Source organism: Eikenella sp. NML03-A-027, from assembly GCF_001648395.1.
In the GTDB taxonomy this organism is placed as follows: domain Bacteria; phylum Pseudomonadota; class Gammaproteobacteria; order Burkholderiales; family Neisseriaceae; genus Eikenella; species Eikenella exigua.
In genome coordinates this window covers 212,225-233,312 of sequence record NZ_LXSM01000003.1, presented here as the reverse complement: position 1 = coordinate 233,312, position 21,088 = coordinate 212,225, and the positions used below count along the sequence as shown (strand labels likewise).

Annotated in this window: 19 protein-coding genes; 12 read left to right on the top strand and 7 right to left on the bottom strand. The window is 55.7% G+C overall.

The features are described 5' to 3' along the window. Nucleotides 1-80: 80 nt before the first annotated feature. The 3 genes from A7P96_RS01850 to gshB form a co-directional block, all read right to left on the bottom strand. The gene (locus tag A7P96_RS01850; RefSeq protein WP_067524290.1) at nucleotides 81-443 is read right to left on the bottom strand and encodes a diacylglycerol kinase; all 363 of its coding nucleotides are present in this window, start codon (nucleotides 441-443) and stop codon (nucleotides 81-83) included. Then, nucleotides 440-1,159: a DUF6796 family protein gene (locus tag A7P96_RS01845; RefSeq protein WP_067524287.1), complete on the bottom strand. Its 720-nt coding sequence runs from the start codon at nucleotides 1,157-1,159 to the stop codon at nucleotides 440-442. The genes A7P96_RS01850 and A7P96_RS01845 overlap by 4 nt, the downstream gene beginning before the upstream one ends. Before the next feature lie 267 nt (nucleotides 1,160-1,426). Beyond that, nucleotides 1,427-2,377: a glutathione synthase gene (gshB, locus tag A7P96_RS01840; protein ID WP_067524284.1), complete on the bottom strand. Its 951-nt coding sequence runs from the start codon at nucleotides 2,375-2,377 to the stop codon at nucleotides 1,427-1,429. 190 nt (nucleotides 2,378-2,567) lie between these two features. On the opposite strand from gshB, the gene folE2 reads away from it, so the two are divergent. Then, complete coding sequence (gene folE2 / locus A7P96_RS01835; RefSeq protein WP_067524280.1) at nucleotides 2,568-3,350, top strand: GTP cyclohydrolase FolE2; 783 nt, start codon at nucleotides 2,568-2,570, stop codon at nucleotides 3,348-3,350. Between the two features lie 108 nt (nucleotides 3,351-3,458). Here the strand turns inward: folE2 and hpnC are convergent, their stop codons facing one another. Beyond that, complete coding sequence (gene hpnC, locus A7P96_RS01830; RefSeq protein WP_067524277.1) at nucleotides 3,459-4,274, bottom strand: squalene synthase HpnC; 816 nt, start codon at nucleotides 4,272-4,274, stop codon at nucleotides 3,459-3,461. Nucleotides 4,275-4,551: 277 nt separating this feature from the next. On the opposite strand from hpnC, the gene A7P96_RS01825 reads away from it, so the two are divergent. From A7P96_RS01825 to A7P96_RS11120, 5 genes are all read left to right on the top strand, one after another. After that, complete coding sequence (locus tag A7P96_RS01825; protein WP_067524275.1) at nucleotides 4,552-5,019, top strand: META domain-containing protein; 468 nt, start codon at nucleotides 4,552-4,554, stop codon at nucleotides 5,017-5,019. 138 nt (nucleotides 5,020-5,157) lie between these two features. Further along, nucleotides 5,158-5,979, top strand: a complete 822-nt coding sequence (locus tag A7P96_RS10145) for a hypothetical protein (protein WP_082886523.1) — start codon at nucleotides 5,158-5,160, stop codon at nucleotides 5,977-5,979. Nucleotides 5,980-6,199: 220 nt separating this feature from the next. Next, nucleotides 6,200-6,655 (top strand): hypothetical protein, encoded by a 456-nt coding sequence (locus A7P96_RS01815; protein ID WP_067524274.1) that lies wholly within the window; start codon nucleotides 6,200-6,202, stop codon nucleotides 6,653-6,655. A 412-nt stretch (nucleotides 6,656-7,067) separates the two neighbouring features. Beyond that, a complete protein-coding gene (locus A7P96_RS11470) occupies nucleotides 7,068-7,181 on the top strand; it encodes an MOSC domain-containing protein (RefSeq protein ID WP_369799131.1) in 114 nt (37 codons plus the stop codon). A 703-nt stretch (nucleotides 7,182-7,884) separates the two neighbouring features. Then, entirely contained in the window at nucleotides 7,885-8,187 is a 303-nt protein-coding gene (locus tag A7P96_RS11120) for a hypothetical protein (RefSeq protein WP_231863615.1), read from the top strand. A 757-nt stretch (nucleotides 8,188-8,944) separates the two neighbouring features. On the opposite strand, the gene pncB is transcribed toward A7P96_RS11120, so the two are convergent. Next, nucleotides 8,945-10,153 (bottom strand): nicotinate phosphoribosyltransferase, encoded by a 1,209-nt coding sequence (gene pncB / locus A7P96_RS01795; RefSeq protein ID WP_067524270.1) that lies wholly within the window; start codon nucleotides 10,151-10,153, stop codon nucleotides 8,945-8,947. A gap of 295 nt (nucleotides 10,154-10,448) precedes the next feature. Here pncB and A7P96_RS01790 point away from each other — a divergent pair, with 295 nt between their 5' ends. The 6 genes from A7P96_RS01790 (at nucleotide 10,449) to A7P96_RS01765 (ending at nucleotide 19,171) form a co-directional block, all read left to right on the top strand. Further along, nucleotides 10,449-11,459: a L,D-transpeptidase gene (locus A7P96_RS01790; RefSeq protein WP_067524267.1), complete on the top strand. Its 1,011-nt coding sequence runs from the start codon at nucleotides 10,449-10,451 to the stop codon at nucleotides 11,457-11,459. 316 nt (nucleotides 11,460-11,775) lie between these two features. After that, a complete protein-coding gene (der, locus tag A7P96_RS01785) occupies nucleotides 11,776-13,233 on the top strand; it encodes a ribosome biogenesis GTPase Der (RefSeq protein ID WP_067524266.1) in 1,458 nt (485 codons plus the stop codon). Nucleotides 13,234-13,287: 54 nt separating this feature from the next. Beyond that, nucleotides 13,288-14,394: a tRNA 2-thiouridine(34) synthase MnmA gene (mnmA, locus tag A7P96_RS01780; RefSeq protein WP_067524264.1), complete on the top strand. Its 1,107-nt coding sequence runs from the start codon at nucleotides 13,288-13,290 to the stop codon at nucleotides 14,392-14,394. A gap of 115 nt (nucleotides 14,395-14,509) precedes the next feature. After that, nucleotides 14,510-16,177, top strand: coding sequence for an AMP-binding protein (locus A7P96_RS01775; protein ID WP_067524262.1), 1,668 nt, complete (start codon nucleotides 14,510-14,512; stop codon nucleotides 16,175-16,177). Between the two features lie 385 nt (nucleotides 16,178-16,562). Then, nucleotides 16,563-18,392, top strand: a complete 1,830-nt coding sequence (gene hutW, locus A7P96_RS01770) for a heme anaerobic degradation radical SAM methyltransferase ChuW/HutW (protein WP_067524260.1) — start codon at nucleotides 16,563-16,565, stop codon at nucleotides 18,390-18,392. A 152-nt stretch (nucleotides 18,393-18,544) separates the two neighbouring features. After that, a complete protein-coding gene (locus tag A7P96_RS01765) occupies nucleotides 18,545-19,171 on the top strand; it encodes an NAD(P)-dependent oxidoreductase (RefSeq protein ID WP_067524258.1) in 627 nt (208 codons plus the stop codon). Nucleotides 19,172-19,326: 155 nt separating this feature from the next. Here the strand turns inward: A7P96_RS01765 and ispD are convergent, their stop codons facing one another. Both ispD and dnaQ read right to left on the bottom strand, forming a co-directional pair. Further along, the gene (gene ispD, locus A7P96_RS01760; protein ID WP_067524257.1) at nucleotides 19,327-20,034 is read right to left on the bottom strand and encodes a 2-C-methyl-D-erythritol 4-phosphate cytidylyltransferase; all 708 of its coding nucleotides are present in this window, start codon (nucleotides 20,032-20,034) and stop codon (nucleotides 19,327-19,329) included. After that, a complete protein-coding gene (gene dnaQ, locus A7P96_RS01755) occupies nucleotides 20,031-20,753 on the bottom strand; it encodes a DNA polymerase III subunit epsilon (protein ID WP_067524254.1) in 723 nt (240 codons plus the stop codon). The genes ispD and dnaQ overlap by 4 nt, the downstream gene beginning before the upstream one ends. Nucleotides 20,754-21,088: the final 335 nt, after the last annotated feature.

Sequence of the window (21,088 nt, the reverse complement as noted above, 5' to 3'; positions counted from 1 at the left end):
CCGCGGCCAAAAGCAGGCCGGAGAGGATAACGATTTGCTTAAGTTTCATATGCTATCCTTTCTATTTAAACGGGGCTGGACTACAGGGTGCTTAAGGCCATCAGCCAAAAAACGCTAACGAGCAGCAACACCACCAGCTGCGCGGCGGAGCCAGCATCTTTAGCGATTTTGGAGAGCGGGTGCAGCTCTTCGGAGATCCTGTCCACTACGGCTTCGATGGCAGTATTGAACAGTTCCACAATCAGCGAGAGCAACGATGCGCCCACCAGCAGCATGCGCACGGGCGTATCAAAATCGAAACAACACGCCAGGGGCAGCAGCATGGCGTGCAGCCACACCAGCTGGCGGAAGGCGGCTTCGTTGTGGTAGGCGGCGGCGAGGCCGTCGCAGGAATATTGGGCGGCGGCGATAAGGCGCGCGAGGCCGCGTTTGCCGGGTTTCATCGATGCTCCTTTTGATGTTGGTAGTTGGAATAAAGGCAATACCAAGCGGAGGCGAAAAACACCGCCTGGGTGATATTGAATGTTGCTCCGCCGATGCAGGCCGCTGCGGCCGATTGTGGAAACAGGCTGCACACGCCCGCCACCACAGCACCCACCGGCAAGGGGTTTGCCCATACAGAAGCACGCGGCAAGGCGGTTTGCCCACGCACGGTTTGCACCAGCAGCACCAGCCAGCCCGCGGCCAGCAGCCCCGCCGAGGCAAACCAATGCACCGTCAGCATGGCATGAAACGCCCGAAATTGCGCCAGTAGCAGCAGATAGGCTTCAGGCGGGCTATGCAGCAGGGTTTGCGCGCTGATGCCCATATAATAAAAGCCTGCATGACCCAAGGGCGAGAGTGCATAGCCTGCCGAAAGCAGGCACAACACCGCACCTGCCGCCCTGCCGCGCAGCAAACGGCGCACACCGAAAGCCGAGGCCAAATAAAACGGCAGGCTGAAAGTGGCGGGCAACACGCCCCAAAACAGCCGCTGCGGCGATCCGGCCAGCATCAGCACTGCCAAATCCACATCGTCGCCCAGGCCTGCGGCCAGTGTGTGCGAAAACAGCGGATACTGCTCCAGCGACTGCACAAAGCCCACCAGCAGCATATCCGCCACTGTCCAACACAGCGCGGCAAACAAGCCGGACAGCAATAATGTAAGTGGTTTGGTCATATTGGCGTGCTCCGAATGATGTGCGGGGGCTACCTGAAAAATAAGTTCGGCAACAAAGCGGAAACGGGCAATCCTGCTCGATGACGCTGAAAATATGCAGATCGGCATGGAGCCAAACTATGGTTTGCCGCCCTGAAATTTTCAGGTAGCCTTCAATCGTGGACATACAGCATACAAATAATTGTATACAAAGAACTTTCGTTCTTCAGGTAGCCTCTATCGCTACCGTAGGCTACCTGAAAACTGGGCTTCAATTAGCAACGCCTATCACGCGTTCCGTTCCACCGCATCGATGAATTTGGCGGCCACGTCGAAGCCTTTTTGCTTGGTGATTTCTTGGAAACCGGTGGGGCTGGTCACGTTCACTTCGGTCAGGTTTTCACCAATCACGTCCAAACCGGCGAGCAAAATGCCGCGCCGTTTCAGTTCGGGGGCGAGGGTTTCGGCGATTTCGCGGTCGCGCTCGCTCAATTCCTGCGCCACGCCGCGCCCGCCTGCGGCCAGATTGCCGCGCGTTTCGCCCTGCTGCGGAATGCGGGCAAGGGCAAAGGGCACGACTTCGCCGTCAATCACGAGGATACGTTTGTCGCCATGCACGATTTCGGGGATGTAGCGTTGCGCCATGATGGTGCGCGTATCCAGCCGCACCAGGGTTTCGAGGATGCTGCCGATGTTCGGGTCGCGTTCGGTGAGGCGGAAAATGCCCATGCCGCCCATGCCGTCGAGCGGTTTGACGATGATGTCGCCGTGTTCGGCCAAAAAGGCGCGCACGTCGGCGGCGCGGGTGGAAACGAGGGTGGGCGCGGTGAATTGGGCAAAATTCAAAATGGCGAGTTTTTCGTTGAAATCGCGCATGGCCTGCCCGCTGTTGAACACTTTTGCGCCCTGCTGTTCGGCGAGGGTGAGCAACTGGGTGCTGTAGAGGTATTGCATATCGAACGGCGGGTCGGTTCGCATAATCACGGCATCAAAATCGGCAAGCGCACGTTGTTCGGCTGAGGCTACCTGAAACCATTCGTGGTCGTGGTCGTCTTTTGCGCCGATGAATTGGAAAGGAGCGGCTTGGGCCACTACTTTGCCGTTTTGCACGGAGAGTTCGCCGGCAAGGGTGTGGTGCAATTTGTGCCCGCGCTTGGTGGCTTCACGCATCATGGCGTAGGTGGTGTCTTTGTAGGTTTTGAAGGTGGCCGGCGGGTCGGCAATAAAAAGGATATTCATAGCAGTCCTTTAAACAGGGGGTGGTGCGGGCGGTATGATAAACCAAAACCGAGCAACACACCCGATTGCACAAAATTGCAGCCATAAATCTGCGCTATAAACTCACGCCAACAATTGCCCGGCGGCAGCGGCAGGGCTATACTTCGCCCCCTTAATCCACCGCCACACACACCCGATAAGGAAACCACGGATGAATGCCATTGCCGACGTGCAAAGCAGCCCCGACCAACGCAATATGCCCATCAACCAAGTGGGCATCAAAGACCTGCACTTCCCGCTGCAAATCCAGGGCGCAGAAGGCGTGCAGCACACTATCGCCCGCATCGGTATGACCGTTGCCCTGCCTGCCTCGCAAAAAGGCACGCATATGTCGCGCTTTGTGGCGCTGATGGAAGAGCGGCAGCACCTGGTGCTCGATTTCACCAGCCTGCATCAGCTCACGCTCGATATGCTGGAGCGGCTCGATGCCCAAGCCGGCCGCATCAATATCAGCTTCCCCTTCTTCCGTAAAAAGGCCGCCCCCGTGAGCGGCATCACCTCGTTTCTCGACTACGCCGTCACCTGGCAGGGCGAAGTGTCGGCCAGCGGCGAATACAGCCACCGAATCAAAGTACTGGCTCCAGTTACCAGCCTATGCCCCTGCTCCAAGGAAATTTCGCAATACGGCGCGCACAACCAGCGCTCGCACGTTACCGTTACCCTCACCTGCCACAAACAGGAAGTTTCCATTGAAGAAATCATCGATTTGGTGGAAAACAAAGCCTCCTGCCAGCTCTACGGCCTGCTCAAACGCCCCGATGAGAAATACGTTACCGAACACGCCTACGAAAACCCCAAATTCGTGGAAGACATGGTGCGCGACATCGCCGTGGCGCTGAAAAACGACCCGCGCATCGACCGCTTCAGCGTAGAAAGCGAAAACTTCGAAAGCATCCACAACCATTCGGCCTATGCGCTGATTGAGTATCCTTGAAGTTAACAATATTGCCGTGCAACAAAAAGGCTACCTGAAAACGAGCTCGTAAGTTTCTGCGAAACTAAAATTTTCAGGTAGCCTTTTGGCTGGGCGGAATACAGCCGTTCACTTTTTCAGCCAAGCCCGTTTCAACATCAGCCACCAATCTTTCGCGCCGAGCATGGGGCGGCGGGTGAAGACGTTGTAGCGGTTTTCCTCCAGCTTGCGCAGGATGCTTTGCCCGCCGAGGATAATCAGGCGCAGCTCGAAGCCGATGCGGCCATGCAAAGTTTTGCCCAGCGGAGAGCCGGCTTTGAGCATTTTGTGGGCACGCTGGCATTGGTGCGCCATCAGGCGTTGGAAGGCGGCATCGGCGCGGCCTTCGGCGATTTGCGCTTCGCTCACGCCGAATTTTTCTAGGTCGTCTTGCGGCAGATAAACGCGGCCTTTCTGCCAATCCACGGCCACGTCTTGCCAGAAGTTGATGAGTTGCAGGGCGGTACAGATGCCGTCGCTTTGGGCGAGGCTGAGCGGGTCGGTGTGGCCGTAGAGGTGCAGCAGCAATCTGCCGATCGGATTGGCACTGCGGCGAGCGTAATCCACCAGCTCGCCAAAGTGCTGATAGCGGGTTTTAACCACGTCTTGGCTGAAGGCGGAAAGCAAGTGGTAGAAAGGTTCAAGCGGAAGATTGAACGGACGGATGGCTTCGCGCTCGAGCCGCTGCATCAATTCGCTGTGCGGAGTTCGGCTGGCGGCAAGGCGGTCGAGCTCGGCGCGCAGATTATCGAGCTGGCGCAGACGCTCTTCGCTGGGCAAATCGCCTTCGTCGGCCATGTCGTCGGCAGTACGGGCAAACACGTAGATGGCGTGCACCGGGCGGCGCAGGCGGCGCGGCAAAACCAGCGAGCCGACAGGAAAATTTTCGTAGTGTCCGACTGACACGGTGTGTCCTTGTGTTTGTTAGAATATTCGGGTTGTTCCAAATAGGAAGGAAGCGAGGCAGCGAGCCACAGGCAGCACAGCTAAATGAACCAACGCCGTATCGTTCCTATTTGGGGCGACTATACTATAGTTTTCAGGCAGCCTTTGCCATACTGTTTGCCTTTCTCAAAACAAAATGTTTTTAAATTGCTATATTTCAATTAACACTGCAACACCCTCGGGTGTATAATCCAAATAATTGGATTCAATAATTTTCCACCAGATAGGAGCCCACACGATGAAACCGATTTATCTTGCCGCCTTCCTACTCACCGCTTGCGCCGCCCACCCCAACCCTGCCGACAGCGCACCACCGCCCTCCGCTGGGCCAGACCGGCCTGCCCCTGCCGCCACAGCACCAAGCGCACCCGCAGCAGAACTCTCTCGCCACGGCTGGCGCATCACCCGCATCGGCCGCCACGCCGCCAACGGATCGTTGGAGTTCAACGCCAACAATCGCATGAACGCCTCGTTCGGCTGTAACTCCCTATCCGGCCACTTCAGCCACCAAGGCCAAAATCTGCAAATCGGCGAACTCGCCACCACTCTGATGCTCTGTCCGCCGAACGTTCAGGTGCAGGAAGAGCGGCTCTCTGCCGCCTTTGCCCGCACCGCCGCCTACCGCATCAACGGCAACAGGCTGGAACTGCTCGACCGCAGGCAGCATGTTCTCCTGCAAGCCGAACCAATCCGCTCGGTACGTTAAGCCCCAATCAGGCTACCTGAAAATGGTTTTTCAGGTAGCCTGATTAACATAAGAAAAGATTAGTTAAATTCCCGCACATTGGCTATAATCTGCCTGTTGTTCCCCTTTTATTACTTTCTTAACCAGAAGGAGCATTCCATGCAGAAATTTACTCTTGCCGCCATCGCCACTCTGATGGCTGCTGCCCCCGCCTTCGCTGCACCTGCGCAGGCGGATAACTGGCTGCCCGAAGCACAAAGAATCAACCGCGAAATCGTGCGTCAACGGAGTGCCGATGCGCGAGAACTCCAGCTGTTCAACGGCAATCTGGCACAAAACCGCAGCCAAAACCACACCATCCGGCTCGAAGCCGGCAAATCCTACGTATTCTTTGCCGACTGCGACCGCCAATGCTCCAACATCGACCTCAAGCTGACCGATAGCAACGGCAAAACCATCAAAGAAGATAAAGACGACGACGATAACCCCGTCATCAACAGCGCTATTTCAACCAGCGGTACCTACACCCTCACCGCCAACATGACCAAATGCGAAGCCTCTTCCGGCTGTGCCTACAGTATCCAAGCCTTTGAAAACGGCCCTTGGCTGCCCGAAGCACAAAAAATCAACCACGATATAGTGCACAGAAAAGACGCCCAAGCTCGTCAAATCCATCTGTTTAGCGGCCGTGCTGCTAAAGAGCAAAACCAGAGCCACCAGGTACAGCTTACTGCCGGCAAATACTACAGCTTCTTCGCCGACTGCGACTACTCTTGCAGCGACATCGACCTGACCCTAAAATCAGCCAATGGCCGCGTGGTTAAAGAAAACAGCGACGACGATGATTTCCCCATGTTCGGCTGGCGTGCTAACCGCACCGGCAGCTACACCCTCACTGTTACCATGCCTAAATGCAGCACCGAACAATGCGAATACAGCAGCCAGGTATTCATGGGCACCAAACCCGTATTCAATCGCTGAACTCGAGTGCACTAAAGAAGGCTACCTGAAAACGAGCTCGCGAGTTTCTGCGAAGCTAAAATTTCAGGTAGCCTTTTGCCTTCCCTAACCCGTCCGAAAATACAAAGTACATAACCGTAAACCAGTGATTTTAAAAATATAGGAAAGTAGAGCATTTCTCAAGTTTACATTATAATGCGTACACTTTTACTCATAATATAACCAAACAAAAGGAAGAAACATGAAAAAATTTGCCGTTTTAGGCCTGGTTGCCCTAATCGCCGCCCCTGCCGCCTTGGCCGCGCCTGGCAGTTCATGGCTGCCTGAAGCCCAGCAGCTCTACAAACAAGTTATTCAGGAGAAAGATCCCGGCGCCCGCCAAACCAACCTGTTCCAGGGCAGCGCCAAATCAGGTGAAACCAAAAACCACCAGGTACAGCTTACCGCCGGCAAATATTACTCCTTCTTCGCCGCCTGTGACCTTGGCTGCAACAACATCGACCTGACCCTAAAATCAGCCGACGGCAGCATAATCAAAGCCGACACTGAAGAAGACGACGCCCCTATGTTCGGCTTTCGCGCCACCCATACCGGCCGCTACACTTTGAGTGTAACCATCCCCGGCTGCCAAACTGCTGGCAGTTGTAAATACAGCAGCCAAGTATTTGTTGGCAGCCGCAACATATTCAACGATTAATTATGCCAAACCATGCAAACAGGCAGGCTGCAAGCTTGCCTGTTTTTTATTGCCTTGGCTCAGGCTGCCAAATGAAAGGCTACCTGAAACTTTCAGATATAGCTAAAGCAATTATTTCTTCATATGGTGTCGGCTCGCCTTACCGTACTCTTATACTATCTGCAGCTCGCCGCCTTGTAGGGAAAAATGCGCTTCAGCCATAGCCTGTAAAAGAGGAAACCAAGCCCATCCACTATAATCCGCCCCAACCTTGTGGAGGGATCCATCATGCCCCAAACCATCGACACCATCCGCGAAATCCGCATTGCCTAGCCCGAACCCTTTGAATACAGCCAAATCAGCAGCCAGCTTCGGCAAAAACCTCTGCATCGAAGGCACAGACGAATAGCAAGTTTGCCTCAGCGACCAGCAAATTGGCAACGTCCACTTCAAAATCAGCCAAGGCCGCCAGCCTTGCTGGAAGCTCAACGAACGCTTCGGCGTACCAGACATCGCTGTCAAGTGCAGCACAATCTGCACTGACTAGCAGCACTGCCTTTTCAGCCACCTGCACGACCGCATCGTCCCTCCCCGGCTGCGTCCTCAACGTAAGCTTTGACCTGCATGACTACTTTTTAAGCCTAGACATCGATACCGACCTGCACTCCCTGCCCGCCGTCTCCCACTTCGGCGAAGCCGAACCATGCCCGACACCCCAATACCGCCCGAGTTTGGGTAGAGCAGAAACTGGACGAATTTAATCCCAGAGCAGCCGAATAGGGTTTCAGGTAGCCTTCAATCCAAACACTATTAAAGGATTACAGCCTACAGTTTCAGGTAGCCCGCACCACGAATGTAGAACCTACCCGCGAGGCTACCTGAAAATATAAACACCAGGCAAAACTGCCCGAACAGGAATAAAACCCCATGCCCAACACCAACCTTATCCGCACTTTCGCCCAAACCTTCGGCCTGCCTTACACACCAGAGCCGCAAAATCTGCCTTAGCCGACAAGCGCCACCTGCATTTAGGCAAGCTGACGGATTTCTACTGCCATTATAGACAGTACATGACCGGGCGAAAATCCGTGTGCCGACTACTGGCTGGAAATGCAAACCTTGTTCCTGCAATGGCTGCCTTATGCAGGTTTGCCCGATATTTGGAACGATTGGGCGTTTGGCTGGAACAACAAGGTGAAACAATATTTGCCAATAGACGGCTGGCGCGAAAATGGGCGGTATTTGGCAACATGTTTGACGACTCGATACTGTTCGCCGACACCGCCGTGCCCGGCAGCCTTGTTTATTGGCTGATGACTGGACACAGTACCGTGGGAAACCACCACCTTGTTGCGCCATCCGTGGCTGTCTTAATGCAAACGCTGCTGGCAATACACCGCTTCGAACAAGAATGGCAGGCAGCCGGCTGGCTGTTTTGTGATGGAGAAAAAGGCGGCAAACCCGAAGATTCGCGTGCAGCCCTGCGCAACTTGCTGTGCCGCGAATTGCCGCCGGAATATGCGGCAGGGTTTGAAGCGGCATTTTGGGGCTAATGCGGCACGAACAATTTACTTTTCCCGACACATATGCCCGCATCCAAATGAAGATTGGGAGTATTTAGCAGATTGGGATGGGAAAGGACCTGAAACTTTCAGGCAGCCTTTAACACAACCAACATTGCGGGTGCAACTTACGTTTGCAGATAGCCCGTACTAACGTTGCAGGCGGATATAAAACCCACCATTACAAATTTTCAGGAGCCATATCGGGCAGAGCGGCTTAGCATCTCCCGACATAAGGCGGCAAGCCGTTACCCATTTATTCCGCTACCTGCTGCTTAACCCAACAAACAAACAGATTGTCTGCATTTCCCTGCCCCATCAACAAAACCGGCGTCATAATCTCCGTTCCAAGCTCAGGAACAGTGGTGTGGAAAGTATTTTCCACCCAAGAGCAAAAGGCAGGTTGGGTTTGACAAAAAGTTTGTCTTTATTATGGTTGGGTGGCAACAGCAGCAAATCACCCCGGCAGATTTCATCATAACCAATAGCCAGCAGGCACAGAAAATCCAATCTGTTCCGTGCCATCGTACACAGCATATCGGAGTCCGAACCAGAGCCAAGGTAAACGATGCGAGTTGCCACACACGGCCATAAAGATCGGCCAGCCCGAAGCAGCGGTACATAGTTTTGATGATGACGGCCAGGTGGCCTAGTCATTTCATATATAGAAATCCGAAGGGCATGGATAAAGTTTCAGGTAGCATCTAGAATGCTAGCAGCAAGAGGTTACCTGAAAATTTTTCACGCCCTATTGCATGTCGGCAATTTCGAACACTTGGCGCAGATAGGCGAGGAAAGTATTGTTATCGCCCATGGTTTTGCCGGGACTGTCGGAGAGTTTGGCTACGGATTGACCGTTGCACTCCACCAGTTTGAGCACGATGTTCAAAGGCTTGTGCCCCATGTCGTTGGTCAGGTTGGTGCCGATGCCGAAGCTGGTTTTGAAGCGGTCTTTGAAGTATTGGTGCAGCGCCCAGGCCTTTTCCAAATCGAGACCGTCGGAGAAGGTGAGCATTTTGGTACGGCTGTCGATTTTGAGCTTTTGGTAGTGGGCGTAGGCTTTTTCGCCCCACACATAGGGATCGCCGCTGTCGTGGCGCAGACCGTCGAAGAGTTTGGCAAAATAAAGGTCGAAATCGCGCAGGAAGGCATCCATGCCCACCACGTCGGTGAGCGCAATGCCGAGGTCGCCGCGGTATTCGCGCACCCAGCTTTCCAGTGCGGCTTTTTGGAAATCGCGCAGGCGCACGTCTAAAGCTTGGAAGGCTTGCATAAATTCGTGCGCCATGGTGCCGATGGGGATGAGGCCGAGTTTTTTGGCCAGATAAACGTTGCTGGTGCCGCGCAGGCAGCTGGGGGCGGCTTGGTTCAGCGTGTGCACCACGTGTTCCTGCCAGGCGAGATTGTAACGGCGGCGTGTGCCGAAATCGGATACGAGGAAAGGCGGCTCGCCTATCTGTTGGGCGGCAGCATAGCCCCGCAACAGTTCAGCCTTAACCTGTAGACGGCGTTCGCCTTCAGCCAGCACTGCAGGAGTCTCAAGGCGGCGGGAGTAGAGTTCGTTCACAATCGCCAACACGAAAATCTCGAAAAACATGGCTTGGATAATCGGCCCTTCCACATGGATGCAGAGCCGGTTCTGCTCATCCACAGAAATTTGGATGAAGCGGCGTTTGAGCTGGAATAACTCCAAATAATCAACAAAATCGCTTTTGATAAAGCGCAGGCTGCGCAGATAGTTGAGTTCTTCCAGGGTGAAGCGCAGGGTGCACAGGGCATCGAGCTCGGCTCCTAGCTCGCTGCGGATATCCACCAGCGGATACACGCATTCTTCCAGATTGCGGCAGCGGAATTCATACACGCCGTGCGCCTGTGGAAATTGGTGCAGAACCACTTGCAGCATAGTGAATTTGTAGAGATCGGTGTCCAGCAAGGATTGGATGATGTGGTGTTGCATGGCTGCTCCGTGAAGTGAGTGAACAGAAAAGCAGTGAATGTGGTTTGGGTTTTGTAAGACGCTGGGCTTTCAGGTAGCCTGAAATTTTTGCTAACTTAATTATTCTATTACATTTAAACAAATCAAACCGAGCCGGCCGTGCATAAACTATGCGCCGTAATCGGAACAATGTGTGGCATTAAAACACGTTTTACCGCTTTCAGGTAGCCTGCCGCATCGAGCGGTGGCAGTTTCGGGTATCATGACACCATTATCGTCTTTACAACACGCAAACTTATTTTTCCCAACGATTAACATGAAAAAACTCGCATTACTTTGCCTCCTGGCCACCGTCGGCACCGCCGCCGCCAACAACACCCCGCTGCCCGATTTCTCACCGGTGGCCGAAGGCCAGCACGTCGTCATCAACATCCCGCAGATGCGCCTTTTCCTGTATGAAAACGGCCAACTGAAAAACATCTATCCCGTGGCCGTGGGTAAAAACCGTACCCGCACCCCGCTGGGCAACTACAACATCGGTTCCAAAGCCTACAACCCCACTTGGGCCATCCCTGCAAGCATCCGCCGCGAGCGCGCTGCCGCCGGTCTGCCCGCAATCAGCAGCATCCCGCCCGGCCCGAGCAACCCGCTGGGCCCGGTATTTGTGCGCTTGGGCCCGCCACGCTTAGGCTTGGGCATCCACGGCACCAACGCCCCCGCCAGCGTGCCCGGCATCCGCAGCCACGGCTGCGTGCGCATGCACAGCAACAACGCACTGCAATTTGCCCGCAGCGTGCACACCGGCGCCAACGCCGCTGTGATCTACCAGCTGGCCAGCCTCAATGCCGATGCCAACAATCACCTCTGGCTCGCCGCCTATGCCGACCCCTACCAACAGCGCAACCTGAACACCACCGCCCTGCGCCAAAGTATTGCTGCCTGGTCGCAGGCCAACGGCCTCACCGCCAACCCAGCCCGCATCAACAGCGTTTTGCGCAGCCGCAACGGCCGCTTGGTTTGCATCACCTGCCAGAACACCAACGCCCGCGTGCAGGGCAAATTACAATCTGTGGCCTGGCAAAACGGCGCTGCCGAGCTGAGCCGCCCGCAAGCTGTGGAAGCCTCCGAGCCCCAGCAGCAGGACGAAATCCTGCCTGAAGGCAGTGCTGTGGAAGCACTCACCGACGGTACCGGCAGCACTGAAACCCCGATTCCCGCCAGCACCCGCCCTGCCCCGCGCCGCCGCACCACCGAACCGCGCGAGCAGCCCCTGCCCGCCACGCCCGTGCAGCCGCAGGATATTCCGCTGTCGGATACCTTGCTGTAAGCCAAATAGAAACCTGCCGTTTTTTAAGAGCGGCAGGTTTCTGGTTTCAAGTAGCCTTCTATTGCTAAGCAGGCTACCTGAAAACATTAGCCCTAGCGTAAACTAAAACCGCCACTTCCCCATCCATCCGGCCCATCTCCCCAAGCCAAACCATTCATAACCAGCTATAATCTCGCCTACACACTTTTGGCAGCCGCACTCCAAAATCAAAGGCTACCTGAAAACCCGCTTCCAACGAAGCCACACCAACCCTTCCGTGCCCCCGCGCACCTGCTCGCTGCTTGGCTCAGGCAGCCTGATACAGAAAGACCATATCATGAAACCCACTATCGCCCTAGTCGGCCGCCCCAATGTGGGCAAATCCACCATGTTCAACCGCCTCACGCGCACCAAAGACGCGCTGGTGCACGACCTACCCGGCCTCACGCGCGACCGCCACTACGGCCACGGCAAAGTCGGCAGCAAGCCTTATCTCGTGGTGGACACCGGCGGCTTCGAGCCTGTGGTGGACAGCGGCATCCTGCACGAAATGGCCAAGCAAACCCTGCAGGCCGTGGATGAAGCCGATGCCGTGATTTTCCTGGTGGACGCGCGCACAGGCTTAACGCCGCAAGACAAAATCATCGCCGACCGCCTGCGCCAATCGCCGCGCCCCGTGTATCTGGCCGTGAACAAAGGCGAGGGCGGCCGCCGCGACGTGCTGGCTGCCGAATTCTACGAGCTGGCGCTCGGCGAGCCGCACGTTATTTCCGGCGCGCACGGCGACGGCGTGTATTATCTGATGGAAGAAGTGCTGGAAAACTTCCCCGAAGCCGAAGAAGAACAGCCGGGAAACAAACACCCCGTGTTCGCCGTTATCGGCCGCCCGAATGTGGGTAAATCCACGCTGGTGAACGCCATTTTGGGCGAAGAGCGAGTGATTGCATTCGATATGGCCGGCACCACCCGCGACAGCATCCATATCGACTTTGAACGCGACGGCAAACCCTTCACCATCATCGACACAGCCGGCGTGCGCCGCCGCGGCAAGGTGGAAGAAGCGGTGGAAAAATTCTCCGTGATCAAGGCCATGCAGGCGGTAGAAGCCTCCAACGTGGCCGTGTTGGTATTGGACGCGCAGCAAGATATTGCCGACCAAGACGCCACCATCGCCGGCTTTGCGCTGGAAGCCGGGCGTGCGCTGGTCATTGCCGTGAACAAATGGGACGGCATTTCCGAAGAGCGGCGCAACGCGATTAAAAAAGACATCGAGCGCAAGCTGCACTTCCTCGATTTCGCCAAATTCCACTTCATTTCCGCCCTGAAAGAGCGCGGCATCGACAGCCTGTTTGCCAGCATCCAATCGGCCTACGACGCGGCCTTCATCAAAATGCCCACGCCCAAAATCACCCGCGTGCTGCAGTCGGCCATCGAACGCCAGCAGCCCGCCCGCGCCGGGCTGGTGCGCCCCAAAATGCGCTATGCCCACCAAGGCGGCATGAACCCGCCCGTGATCGTGATTCACGGCAATTCGCTGCAACACGTGGCCGACAGCTACACCCGCTACCTCACGCAAACTTTCCGCAAAGCCTTCAACCTGCAAGGCACGCCGCTGCGCATCCAATACAATATTTCCGACAACCCCTACGAAGACACGGCGGAAAAAACCAAAAACAACCCCCTGCGCCGCACCACCTTGAGCAACCGCATCGCCAAACGCGACGAAAAAGCCCGCAGCAAAGCCAAAACCAAAAAACGCCAAGTGAGCGTGAAAAAACGGCAAGGCCAGTCTTAAAATTAAAAGGCTACCTGAAAACTTTCAGGTAGCCCCACCTAGAAACCAAACATTATGCCTACCCCGCAAAACATCATCGTCGGCCTGTCCGGCGGCGTCGACTCCTCCGTAACCGCCCACCTGCTCAAGCAGCAGGGGCAGCAAGTGCGCGGCGTGTTCATGCAAAACTGGGAAGACGACGACAACGACGAATACTGCAGCATCAAACAGGATTCTTTCGACGCCATCGCCGTGGCCGACATCATCGGCATCGATATCGACATCGTCAATTTCGCCGCCCAATACAAAGACAAAGTATTCGCCTACTTCCTGCAAGAATACCAAGCCGGCCGCACGCCCAACCCCGACGTGCTGTGCAACGCCGAAATCAAATTCAAATGCTTTTTGGATTACGCCGTCGAGCAAGGCGCGGACACCATCGCCACCGGCCACTACGCCCGCAAAGAAGTGCGCAACGGCAAGCATTACCTGCTCAAAGGTCTGGATGCCAACAAAGACCAAAGCTACTTCCTCTACCGCCTCCAGCCCTTCCAGCTCGAACACGCCCTCTTCCCGCTCGGCCGCTTGGAAAAACCCGAAGTGCGCCGTATTGCCGCCGAAGCCGGCCTGCCCACCGCCGCCAAAAAAGACAGCACCGGCATCTGCTTCATCGGCGAGCGCCCCTTCCGCGAGTTTCTGCAAAAATATCTGCCCACCCGTGAAGGCGATATGGTTACGCCCGAAGGCAAAGTCGTGGGCAAACACGTCGGCCTGATGTTCTACACCCTCGGCCAGCGCAAAGGCTTGGGCATCGGCGGCACCGGCGAGCCGTGGTTTGTGGCCGGCAAAGATTTGGCCGCCAATCGCCTAATCGTGGTGCAAGGCCACCAACACCCGCTATTATTTTCAGGTAGCCTCACCATGAGCCAATTAAGCTGGACGCTGCCTGAAAACCCCGGCGAAGCACACGGCAGCCGCCCACCCGAAGGCCGTTACACCTGCAAAACCCGCTACCGCATGGCCGATGCGCCCTGCCAACTGCACTATTTAGGCGACGACTCTGCCGAGCTGGTATTCGACGCGCCGCAATGGGCGGTTACCCCCGGCCAATCCGCCGTGCTGTATGATGGCGACGTCTGCCTGGGCGGCGGCATTATCGACCAAGCTGGTGCAGGCGTTTAATTCATTCAAATCAAACAAAACCCAGCAACACAAACCTTAAAGGCTACCTGAAAGCGCAACACAGCAAAGTTTCTGCAAAGCTGAATTTTCAGGTAGCCCCTATCAGGAGACCAAATTGGAAAAAATCTGGCTGCAAAGCTATCAGGAAGGCGTACGCCCCGAAATCGACGTGCGCCGCTACAGCTCAATCTGCGAAGTATTCCACGAAACCGCCTACCTCTATGGCAAGCGCTCCGGCTTCACCAACTTCGGCAAGGTGCAAACCTATGCCCAAACTGCGCGCCTGGCCGAGCAGTTCGCCTCCTATCTGCAAAACGTACTCAAGCTGGAAAAAGGCAGCCGCGTGGCCGTGATGCTGCCCAACCTACTGCAATACCCCGTGGCTGTATTCGGCATTTTGCAGGCCGGCGGCATCGTGGTGAACGTGAATCCGCTCTACACCCCGCGCGAATTGCAACACCAGCTGAAAGACAGCGGCGCCACCACCATTCTGGTGCTGGAAAACTTCGCTCATACGCTGGCCGAAGTGGTGGCCGAAACCGATGTAAAACACATCATCCTCGCCTCCGTGGGCGATTTGCTCGGCTTCTTCAAAGGCGGCCTGATGAATCTGATTGTGCGCCATGTGAAAAAAATGGTGCCGCCCTACGAGCTGCCCCACTTCGTGCGCTTCAACCACGCACTCAAGCAAGGCGCGGCGCACACCTTCCATCCCGTGCCGGTTACGCTCGAAGACACCGCCTTTCTGCAATACACCGGCGGCACCACCGGCGTATCCAAAGGCGCCATCCTCTCGCACGGTAACATCTGCGCCAATATGCTGCAGGCCGAAGAGTGGATTCAATCCAACCTTACCGTCGAGGGCGAACTGGTGGTAACCGCGCTGCCGATGTACCACGTGTTCGCGCTCACGGTAAACCTGATGATCTTCACCCGCATCGGCGCGCAAAACCTGCTTATCACCAACCCGCGCGATATTAAATTTTTCATCAAAGAGCTGAAAAAATATCGCGTGAGCGTGCTGCCCGCCGTAAACACTCTGTTCAACGCCCTGCTCCACCATCCCGATTTCCAAAGCGTGGATTTCTCCAGCTGGAAACTGTGCCTGGGCGGCGGCATGGCGGTGCAAGAAAACGTGGCCGAACAATGGAAAGCGCTCACCGGCCAACCGATTGTGGAAGTGTACGGCCTCACCGAAGCCAGTCCCGGCGTATGCGCCAACCCGCTGAACATCAGCGACTACAATGGCACCGTAGGCCTGCCCATCTCCAACACCGAGGTAGAAATCCGTGACAGTGAAGGAAACGAAGTGCCACTGGGCGAAATCGGTGAATTGTATATTAAAGGCCCGCAAATCATGCAGAGCTACTGGCAACACCCTGAAGAAACCGCCGCTGTGCTGGACGAGCGCGGCTTCCTCGCTACCGGCGATATAGTGAAAATGGACGAACAAGGCTTCATCAAACTAGTGGATCGCAAAAAAGACATGATTGTGGTATCCGGCTTCAATGTGTATCCAAACGAAGTGGAAGAAGTGGTGGCGAAACACCCGATGGTGCTGGAAGCCGCCTGTATCGGCGTGCCCAGCAACAAAACCGGCGAAACCCTGCGGCTTTTCGTGGTGAAAAAAGACCCGGCGCTCACCCGCGAAGAAATCATCGCCTTCTGCCGCACCCAGCTCACCGCTTATAAAGTGCCAAAAGACATTCAGTTCCGCGACGAGCTGCCTAAATCCAACGTGGGCAAAATCCTGCGCCGCGAGCTGCGGGAAGAGAAACAGTAGTTGGCAGCAAGGCAAAAAATGGGCAGCTCGGTCTACACCAGCTGCCTATTTTTTGTAAACCATAGTAAAGCAAAATTAAGCTTCAACAATTCCTCTCAGCATACCAAAGGCTAGTTGAAACCACCACCTCGTTTTCCAGGTAGCCTTCCCTATAGCTGAAACAATTATTTTTGCATACAAGGCGGTGAGCTGAAGACAGTACAGGAGTATGGAGAAGCGAACCAACGCAGCATGAAGAAATAATTGCTTTAAATATACAGAAATCTTATAAAAATAAACCACTAAAATAAGGTAAAGGAAAACGCTTCTACTCTGCTATTTCAGCAACACCATTCCATGTAGTAGAATCAATTCCTATTTTGTTTACTATCTGCCAATAAAGTCTATGTCTGCTGCTGCCCCACAAACCATCAAAACCATCCGCTGGCCGTCGAAAGAAGCTGCGCCGCAAGCCTTTCCCGAAAGGCAGGCGTTGATGCCGATTTGGGGCGGCGTACCCGTGCCGATGCCGCAATGGCAGAAACTGTGGCAAAGCCAAATCGCCCATTCGCTCGATGAAGACGGCCTGGCCTACCTCCACATCCCCTTCTGCGCCAACCACTGCGTGTTCTGCGGCTTCTACCGCAACGCCTGGAAAGAAGAGCACGGCGGCGCGTATGTGGACAAAGTGATTGAAGAGCTGGCTGCCGAAGCCGAACAGCGCACTGGCAGCGGCAAAATCCAAGCCGTGTATTTCGGCGGCGGCACCCCCACCGCGCTGGATACGCCCGACCTGGTGCGCCTCATCCGCGCCTGCTACCAATACCTGCCGCTGGCCGACGACTGCGAATTCACCCTCGAAGGCCGCATGAGCCATTTCGGGCTCGACAAAGCCTGCGCCGCCGTTGAAGCCGGCGTGAACCGCATTTCCATCGGCATTCAAACCTTCAACACCGCCATCCGCCGCCGCCTCGGCCGCAAACACAGCGGCGAAGAAGCCTATGGCTACCTGAAAGAGCTGTGCGGCCTCGATGCTGTGATTGTGGCCGACCTGATTTTCGGCCTGCCCGGCCAAACCGATGACATCTGGGCGCACGACATCGAACGCGCCGCCGGCCTGCCCCTGTCGGGCCTCGACACCTACGCCTTCAACTGCTACCCCTTCCTGCCCATCAACCGCATGATTGAAAAAGGCGCATTCCCGCCGCTGTTCGGTTTTGATGTGCAATCCCAACACTACGCCTACGCCGTGCGCGAACTGGCGCGGCTCGGCTGGCAGCAAGTGAGCAACAACCATTTCGCCTACCCCGGTCGCGGCGAGCGCAACCGCTACAACACCCTCGTCAAATCCAATATGCCCTGCCTCGCCTTCGGTTCCGGCGCAGGCGGTAACTTCGGCGGCTTCAGCTACCAAGTACAAAGCGACCTCAAAGGCTACCTGAAAGCCCCGCCGGGCCAAAAAGCCCTCTCCTTCATGAGCCGCCACGGCAAACACAAAACACTGCTCGGCCAAGTGCAGTACGACATCGAACTCGGCCGCATCGACACCGCCCTGTTTGCCGACAACGCCGAAGCGCAAACCTTACTGCACCAATGGCAGCAAGCCCAGCTCTTAACCATCCACAAGAACGGCCAGGCCATTCTCAACACCAGCGGCCGCTATTGGTCGCCCACCCTCACCCGTAAACTGATGATGTCCCTCCCACCTGATGAAAAGGAAAGCACTATGCAAAAACTCTCTACCGAACAGCAAACCGTATTGCGCAACTCACTGGCCGAAAAACCTGGCCAAATCCTCGAAATGCTTGCCGGCCAGCACCAATGCAGCTTTGAAGACGTGATCAACTGCCTGCCTGCACAGCTCATCAAGAAAACCGAAGGCAACCGCTTTATCGAAATCATGCAAGCCCTTGCCGGCTGGGACGAAGCCGTTACCTTCATCGCCCACACCCCCGACGTGATTGCCGAAGTAACCGGGAAAATCCCCAACGGTAAAGTCGGCCGCGGCTTCTACAACTTCGAGCACGCCGAAGAAGGCGGCATCCACGGCCACATCTACTACGAAAACTGCGCCGCCGTCTACCTGATCGAACGCCCCTTCATGGGCAAAGACACCGTGTCGCTCAACTTCGTGAACCGCAACGGCGGCGCCATGTTCAAAATCTTCGTCGGCCGTGATGAAGCCGGCGAACTCAAACAAAACCAAATCCAAGCCATGCGCGCTCTGTTCGCCTAAACCCACCCGGATAGTTTGAAGGCTACCTGAAAATGCAGTCTTCACATAGTGAAGGCGTAGTTTCTGTGAAGAAAACCAAAAGGCAGCCTGCACTCTTGCCGGAATATTTATCCGCGCAAACCTCCCAACCATTTCCCCACAGGAGCACCACCATGCTGATGATATTCGGCGCCAACGGCTCCAGCGGCCGCCAACTCATCCAACGGCTTCCCAACCCCCAAGCTGCTGTAGCCACATTAAGGCTACCTGAAACCGATGACTTCTTCGCCCGACACCACATCCCCACCACCGTTGCCGACGCACTCGATGCAGACGCCATCGCCCGCGCCGTGCAACAATTCCGGCCAGACACCGTCGTCAGCTTCATCGGCGGCAAAAACGAACAAGGCATCCGCAGCGACGCCACCGGCAACATCCACATCATCCGCGCCCTCGAACAGCACGCCCCCCAAGCCTACCTCATCCTCGTTACCAGCATGGGCTGTGGCGAACAATACGCGCTGATGAGTGACATGTTCAAACAAGCTCTGGGCGAAGCCGTGGCCGCCAAAACCGAAGCCGAAAACGCCCTGCTCCAAAGCCCCCTCGCCTGGACCATCCTGCGCCCCTGCGGCCTTGCCAACGGCGACGACACCACCTATCAGCTGCACGAACAGCTCCCCGCCATCCCCCGCCAATACATGACCCGCACCGCCCTCGCCACCGCCGTGCGCCAAATCATCGATGAAGACGGGCATGATGGTAAGGTGTATTCGGTGACTTCCGGGGAAGCCGCTTAAACCATCCAGCCAAAACCAACGGGCAAACCGCTTCCAAATAGCAGTTTGCCCGTTATTTCAGGCTACCTGAAAACCAGATGGAACTTTCAGGTAGCCTCAAGCACAATAAGGGCTACCTGAAAAATATTCAGCCAAGCAAAAGAAGCTTGGCTTTTTCAGGTAGCCTCATCTTGCAACAGCAGCCGTGCAATCCTCTCGTCTGCCGGCCAAGTCAGTTTCAAATTGCGGCTGTCGCCCTGCACCAGCAGGGGTTGCAAACCCAGCTGTTCAACGGCGGAGGCCTCGTCGGTAATTTCCGCCGGATTGGCGGCAGCCAGCGCCCGTTGCAGCAACTCGGCGGGAAAAAGCTGCGGGGTTTGTGCCTGCCACAAACCGCTTCGGCTCACCGTTTCGGCAATGTGATTTTCGCCGTTGCCACGTTTGAGGGTATCGGCCACGGGCAAAGCCAAAATGCCGCCAACCGGATGCTGCCCTGCTTCTTGCAACAGCCGCCGCAAGGCTTCAGCAGGCAGGCAGCAGCGGGCGGCATCGTGCACCAGCACTTTATCGTCCGGCCGCATCACGCCGTGTTTCAGCAGCGAATTCAGCCCGTTAAACACGCTTTCGGCACGGCTCTCGCCGCCGCAATACAGCGTTCGCAGTTTGGCAGCCAAGTTTTCAGGTAGCCTCACTTCCCGTTCAAACCACGCATCATCCCGCGCCAACACCACGGCTACCTGAACAATCTGCGGCTCAGCCAACAGGCGGCGCAGGGTGTGCTCCAGCACGGTGCGGCCGGCTATCTGCACATATTGTTTGGGCAGGGTGGCGCCGAAGCGGCTGCCCACGCCGGCCGCGGGCACGAGGGCAAAATAGCGGCTCATGGCGTTTTCCGCCAGATGCTGCCGCCTTCGGCTTTTTTGTCCAACTCGTCCAGATAGGCTTCGTGGGCGGCATTTTCCTCGGCATTGGCAGCCAGCACTTTCAGTTGCGCCGGGCGTTCGGTAGGCGCGATCACCACAGCGGGCGCATCGGCTTCGGCACTTTCTTCTTCGGCAAACTGGTCGGCCAAGCTGAATTGCGAGCGGGTCATGCCCAGATAAACTTCACTCAGCAGTTCGCAGTCGATTAATGCGCCGTGGAATACGCGTTTGCTGCGATCCACTTCGAGGCGGGTACACAAGGCATCCAGTGAGTTTTTCTGGCCGGGATACATGGCGCGCGCCATCACCAGCGTATCCACTACATTAGCAGTCAGCTCCTCCACGCTCGGCAGGCCGGCTCGGCAGAATTCGGCGTTGAGAAAGCCCACGTCGAAGGGAGCGTTGTGGATAACCAGCTCGGCACCGGCAATAAAATCAGCAATCTGTTGCCCGATTTCGGCAAACTTGGGTTTGCCTTCGAGCTTATCCAGCGTAATGCCGTGCACTTTGACGGCTTCTTCAGGAATGTCGCGCTCGGGGTGGACGTATAAATGCAGATAGTTGCCGGTAAGTCGGCGGTCGATCATTTCCAGGCCGGCAAATTCGATGAGGCGATCGTCGCGATCATAATAAAAACCGGTGGTTTCTGTATCAAGAATGATTTGGCGCAAATGTTTCATCGGAGTATAGCTTTAATAATGTTGGCAAATGGGAAGCATCTTAACTCATAGCGGACTAACTTTAAATCAAGGCAAGGCAGCGAGCTGCAGATAGTACACACATGCAGTAAGGCAAGCCAACACATACTAGTTTGTTAGACTGCAGCAAAGACTGCTTGGCCGGCAATGCGGCAATACTTCGAATTAGCTTATCTGGCAGTAAAAATGATTTGTAGGATTAACAAATTATTACACGATATCTACGTTAATAGTAATAATTATCATTTGATGATATAGCTATTCTTCGGTATAATACATGCACGTTCAGTAAAGCAAGACGGTTCTATCTTGTGCTG

Coding starts and splice junctions, on each gene's coding strand:
- gshB (WP_067524284.1), bottom strand. CDS start 2,377: ATGAATATCCTTTTTATTGCCGACCCGCCGGCCACCTTCAAAACCTAC.
- A7P96_RS11120 (WP_231863615.1), top strand. CDS start 7,885: ATGTTTGACGACTCGATACTGTTCGCCGACACCGCCGTGCCCGGCAGC.
- der (WP_067524266.1), top strand. CDS start 11,776: ATGAAACCCACTATCGCCCTAGTCGGCCGCCCCAATGTGGGCAAATCC.
- mnmA (WP_067524264.1), top strand. CDS start 13,288: ATGCCTACCCCGCAAAACATCATCGTCGGCCTGTCCGGCGGCGTCGAC.
- dnaQ (WP_067524254.1), bottom strand. CDS start 20,753: ATGAAACATTTGCGCCAAATCATTCTTGATACAGAAACCACCGGTTTT.
- A7P96_RS01815 (WP_067524274.1), top strand. CDS start 6,200: ATGAAAAAATTTGCCGTTTTAGGCCTGGTTGCCCTAATCGCCGCCCCT.
- A7P96_RS01850 (WP_067524290.1), bottom strand. CDS start 443: ATGAAACCCGGCAAACGCGGCCTCGCGCGCCTTATCGCCGCCGCCCAA.
- A7P96_RS01765 (WP_067524258.1), top strand. CDS start 18,545: ATGCTGATGATATTCGGCGCCAACGGCTCCAGCGGCCGCCAACTCATC.
- A7P96_RS01790 (WP_067524267.1), top strand. CDS start 10,449: ATGAAAAAACTCGCATTACTTTGCCTCCTGGCCACCGTCGGCACCGCC.
- ispD (WP_067524257.1), bottom strand. CDS start 20,034: ATGAGCCGCTATTTTGCCCTCGTGCCCGCGGCCGGCGTGGGCAGCCGC.
- A7P96_RS01845 (WP_067524287.1), bottom strand. CDS start 1,159: ATGACCAAACCACTTACATTATTGCTGTCCGGCTTGTTTGCCGCGCTG.
- hutW (WP_067524260.1), top strand. CDS start 16,563: ATGTCTGCTGCTGCCCCACAAACCATCAAAACCATCCGCTGGCCGTCG.
- pncB (WP_067524270.1), bottom strand. CDS start 10,153: ATGCAACACCACATCATCCAATCCTTGCTGGACACCGATCTCTACAAA.
- A7P96_RS01825 (WP_067524275.1), top strand. CDS start 4,552: ATGAAACCGATTTATCTTGCCGCCTTCCTACTCACCGCTTGCGCCGCC.
- folE2 (WP_067524280.1), top strand. CDS start 2,568: ATGAATGCCATTGCCGACGTGCAAAGCAGCCCCGACCAACGCAATATG.
- A7P96_RS10145 (WP_082886523.1), top strand. CDS start 5,158: ATGCAGAAATTTACTCTTGCCGCCATCGCCACTCTGATGGCTGCTGCC.